At 75.0% G+C, this 4,326-nt stretch carries 3 protein-coding genes; 2 read left to right on the top strand and 1 reads right to left on the bottom strand.

Going from position 1 to position 4,326, the window contains the following annotated elements; translation table 11 throughout:
* The first annotated feature begins 179 nt into the window (after nucleotides 1–179).
* Nucleotides 180–2,549 carry a malto-oligosyltrehalose synthase gene (treY, locus tag ACWEN3_RS42380; RefSeq protein WP_452982856.1) on the top strand — a complete coding sequence of 790 codons (2,370 nt, stop codon included), beginning with the start codon at nucleotides 180–182 and terminating at the stop codon, nucleotides 2,547–2,549.
* Between the two features lie 205 nt (nucleotides 2,550–2,754).
* The gene (locus tag ACWEN3_RS42385) at nucleotides 2,755–4,005 is read left to right on the top strand and encodes a M14 family zinc carboxypeptidase (RefSeq protein ID WP_452982859.1); all 1,251 of its coding nucleotides are present in this window, start codon (nucleotides 2,755–2,757) and stop codon (nucleotides 4,003–4,005) included.
* A gap of 30 nt (nucleotides 4,006–4,035) precedes the next feature.
* On the opposite strand, the gene ACWEN3_RS42390 is transcribed toward ACWEN3_RS42385, so the two are convergent.
* Nucleotides 4,036–4,326, bottom strand: a 291-nt coding sequence (locus ACWEN3_RS42390) for an SSI family serine proteinase inhibitor (RefSeq protein ID WP_452982862.1), incomplete at its 5' end; no start/stop codon positions are given.

Below are 4,326 nucleotides of genomic sequence, written 5' to 3' on the forward strand. Positions count from 1 at the left end.
ATCTCCCAGACCAGGTCCAGCGGGGCGGCGATGGTGATCTCGTTCTGGGTGTGTCCTGCCATGTCAGGCGCCGGTCCGGCTTCCCCGACGTTCGCCGTCGCTCGAAGCCAGGTACCCGCGCAAGAGTCCGGACGGGTGCCGATGACACGAAAGGGGGCGAGATGGGTACGTAGGTTTCCATGACTTCTGCGCGACCCGGACCGGAGGTGCCCACGGCCACCTACCGGCTACAGCTCCAGCCCGCGTTCCCGTTCGCCGCCGCGGCGGCGGCCGTACCGTACCTGGCGTCGCTCGGCGTCTCGCACCTGCACCTGTCGCCCGTCCTGGAGGCCGTTCCGGGATCCGCGCACGGCTACGACGTCGTGGACCCCGCGCGCGTGCGCGAGGAACTCGGCGGCGAGGACGGCCTGCGGGCGCTGTCGCGGACCGCGCGCGAGCACGGTCTCGGCCTGGTGGTGGACATCGTGCCGAACCACATGGCCATGGCGCCCCGGCACAACCACGCCCTGTGGGAGGTGCTGCGGGAGGGGCCGCAGTCGCCGTACGCGCGCTGGTTCGACATCGACTGGGAGGCGCACGGCGGCCGGGTGCTGCTGCCGGTGCTGGGCGGCCCGGTCGGCGCGGAGCTGGAGCATCTGGTGCCCGACGGCGACGTGCTGCGCTACCACGACCACGCCTTCCCGCTCCGCGCGGGCACCGAGGACCTGCCGCTGCCGCGGTTGCTGGACGCGCAGTGGTACCGCCCGGCGTGGTGGCGGCTGGCCCGCACCGAGCTGAACTACCGGCGGTTCTTCAGCATCTCGGAGCTGATCGGGGTGCGGGTCGAGGACCCCGAGGTGTTCGACGCCACCCATGCCAAGATCCTCCAGCTGCTGGAGGAGGGCGTGGTCGACGGGCTGCGGGTCGACCATCCCGACGGACTCGCCGATCCCGACGCCTACCTCGCACGGCTGCACGCGGCGACCGGCGGACGCTGGACGGTCGTGGAGAAGATCCTCGCCGACGGCGAGGCCCTGCCGGCCTCCTGGCCGGTGGCGGGCACCACCGGCTACGACGCCCTGCGCCATGTCGACGGCCTGTTCACGGACTCTGAGGGGGCCGCCGAACTGCTCGCCGGGTACCGGCGGTTCGCGGCCCCGCAGACCGACCGGGGCGGCGTGTGGGACGCCACGGTGCGGCGGGCCGCGTACAAGGTGCTCACGCACGAGCTGGCCACCGAGACCGACCGGCTCACCCGGGTCGCCGCCCGGCTGTGCGCGGCCTCGCCGGACCTCGCGCTGCGCGACCGGGCGCCGTGGGCGCTGCGCACGGCCCTGGAGGAACTGCTGGTGCGGATGCGGGTGTACCGGCCGTACGCCTCCACCGACGCGTCCGCCGTCGTCACCGAGGGGGCCGCCGAGGAGGCCCGGCTGGCCTTCGTCGTGCCCGAGGAGGCCACGGCGGTGGACATCGTGCGCCGGCTGCTGGTCGAGACGCCCGGTGACCCGTCCGCGCCGGAATTCGCCGACCGGGTGGAGTTCCACACCCGGTTCGCGCAGACGGCGTCGGCGCTGCGGGCCAAGTCCGTTGAGGACACGGCGTTCTACCGCTATGTGCCGCTGCTGTCGGCGACCGAGGTCGGCGGCGATCCGGGCCGGCCGGGGGTGGCGCCGCGGGACTTCCACGCGTACTGCGCGCGCGTGCAGCGCGACTGGCCGCTCACCGGCACGGTCGTCTCGACGCACGACACCAAGCGCAGCGCCGACGTGCGCGCGGCGCTGGCCGTGCTCACCGAGTGCCCCGGCCGGTGGGCGGAGCTGCTGGCCGAGGTGACCCGGCCCGAGGAGGGCGCGCCCGACGGGCAGCTGGCCTGGGCCGCCTGGCAGACGGTGTTCGGGCTGGGCCCGGCCGAGGAGGAGCGGGTCCGGCAGGCGCTGCTGAAGCATGTGCGCGAGGCGGGCATGTACACCAGCTGGACGGAGCAGGAGCCGCCGTACGAGGAGGCGGTGGCGGCCTTCGTCGCCGCGGGTCCGTGCGGGCCGCCCGGCGAGCGTGTGGCCGCGTTCCGCAAGGCGCTGGAGCCGCATGTGCGGGCCAACGTGCTCGGCGCGGCACTGGTCCATCTGACGATGCCGGGGGTGCCGGACGTGTACCAGGGCACGGAGGGCGAGTACCGGGCGCTGGTGGACCCGGACAACCGGCGGCCGGTGTCGTTCCCGCCCGCCTCACCGGGCGAGAAGGACGCGCTGACGGCGGCCGCGCTGCGGCTGCGCGCCCGGCGGCCGGGCGCCTTCGGCGCGAGCGCGTCGTACGAGCCGCTGGCCGCCGAGGGCCGGGCGGCGGAGCACTGCGCGGCGTTCACGCGCTCCGGCGAGGTGGTCACGGCGGTGACCCGGCTGTCGCTGCGGCTCGCGGAGGCGGGCGGCTGGCGGGAGACGCGCCTGCCCCTGCCGCCCGGACGCTGGGCGGACGCACTCGCACCGGAGCGCGAGTTCACCGGCCACGCGCGCCTGGCCGACCTCTTCGAACGGCTCCCGGTGGCCCTCCTGGAGCGGGTCACGGAGGGCTGAGGAGGCGATGTACGAGGCGGCCGGGGAAATGCTCCTGACTCCCGCGGGACGCGGCCCGCACCAGCCGTGAGCCCCCGGAACGCAGTGTCCGGCGCGCCGCCGGACACTGCGCCCAAGCGCCCCGGGGAGCCTCCCCGCCGCATGCTTGACAGTTCACCCATCCCGTGCGGGACTGGGAGGGCGAAGCAGGGCGGACCAATCGGGGGTGAGTCTCCTGCCGGAGCTGCGCTACCCCAGTGTTCCCGAACTGGTCGCTTCCGCCATGGCGTTGGCTGCTCAGGAGCCCGGGCTGTGCACCCTGCGGCAGGTGGGCGCCTCGCGCGCGGGAAGGCCCCTGCACCTGCTGTCGGTGGGGCACGCACGGCGGACGGTGCTGGTGGTCGCGGGCGCGCACGCCAACGAGCCGACGGGCGGCTCCACCCTGCGGGTGCTGGCGGAGCGGGTACTGGCCGAGCGTGAGCTGCGGACGGACGCGTCCTGGCACTTCCTGCTGTGCGCGGACCCGGACGGAGCGAGCCTGCATGTCACGCCGGCGCCGCGCAGCCTGCTCGACTACCACCTCGGCTTCTACCGGCCGACCGGCGCGGAGCAGCCCGAGTGGTCTCCCTCGGTGCTGCCGCCGGACCGGCTGCCGCCCGAGACGCGGGCGCTGACCGGGGTGATCGACGAGCTGCGCCCGTACCTCCAGGTGACCCTGCACGGCACCGATCTGGGCGGCAGCTGGGTGCAGTTGACCAAGGACGTGCCGGGCCTGGCGGAACCCTTCGCCAAGTCCGCGGCCCAGCTGCACATCCCGGTGGAGACGGGGGCCTCGGACGCGGCGGGCTGGCCGGCGTCGGGTCCCGGGGTGCATGTGATGCCCGGCCCGGAGACGGGCGTCGCCTACCCGAGCATGCCGGACGACGCCCGGCACAGCACCTGGTACCACGCGCACCGGTACGGCGGCCTGACGGCCGTGGTGGAGGTCCCGATGTGGGCCAGCGACCTGGTGGACGACCCGGCGCCGCACCCGGCGCCGGCGGCGGCGATGCGGCGCCTCGCCCAGCGGCTGCTGCGGGACTCGCTGGAGGTGGAGGGGGTGCTGACCGAGGCGCTGCCCCGTCTCGACGGAGCGGACGGGCCGCTGCTGCGGGCCTCGCGGTGGGCGCTGGAGCTGATTCCGGGCCTGGCCGAGGACTGGATCCACACCCCTCCGGCCGCCCAGACGATGGCGTACGTGGGCAGCGTGGACGCCTTCGGGCGGCGGCTGCCGCTGCGGGCGGCGGCGATGCTGCTCCGGGTGCTGCGGGAGGCCGACGACCGGGCGGCACCACGGCTGGAGCAACTGGTCGCCACGTGGTGCGAGGCCTTCGCGCTGCGTTTCCGGGCCCGCTGGGTGCCCCTGGACCACCAGGTGGAGCACCAGTCCCGGACGGTGCTGATGGCGGCGCAGCACGCCCGGGAGCAGCTGACGTGAGACAGGTCCCGCGCAGACCGCGCCGCCCGGTCAGCCGTCCAGGGCGAAGACCGAGCCGGTCCGCGCGTTCAGCACGCAGGTGTTGGCGTAGGTCTTCCTGAAGGCGACCGGGTGCCCGTTCCACCGCCCACGCGCGCGGGCGGTGACCGGGGCGTAGATCATCGGGCAGAAGACGTTCCTGACGGGGATGCGGTCGATGTCGCCCCCGGCGGCTACCAGTTCGGCGCGGGCCCGCACGAGACGTCCGGCCGCGACAGCGGCTCCGTCGACCTCAGCGGCGTCCGCCTGCCGAATCCGGCCCCGGCGTCCGTGCCGCCGTCG

This window comes from Streptomyces sp. NPDC004561 (genome assembly GCF_053602155.1).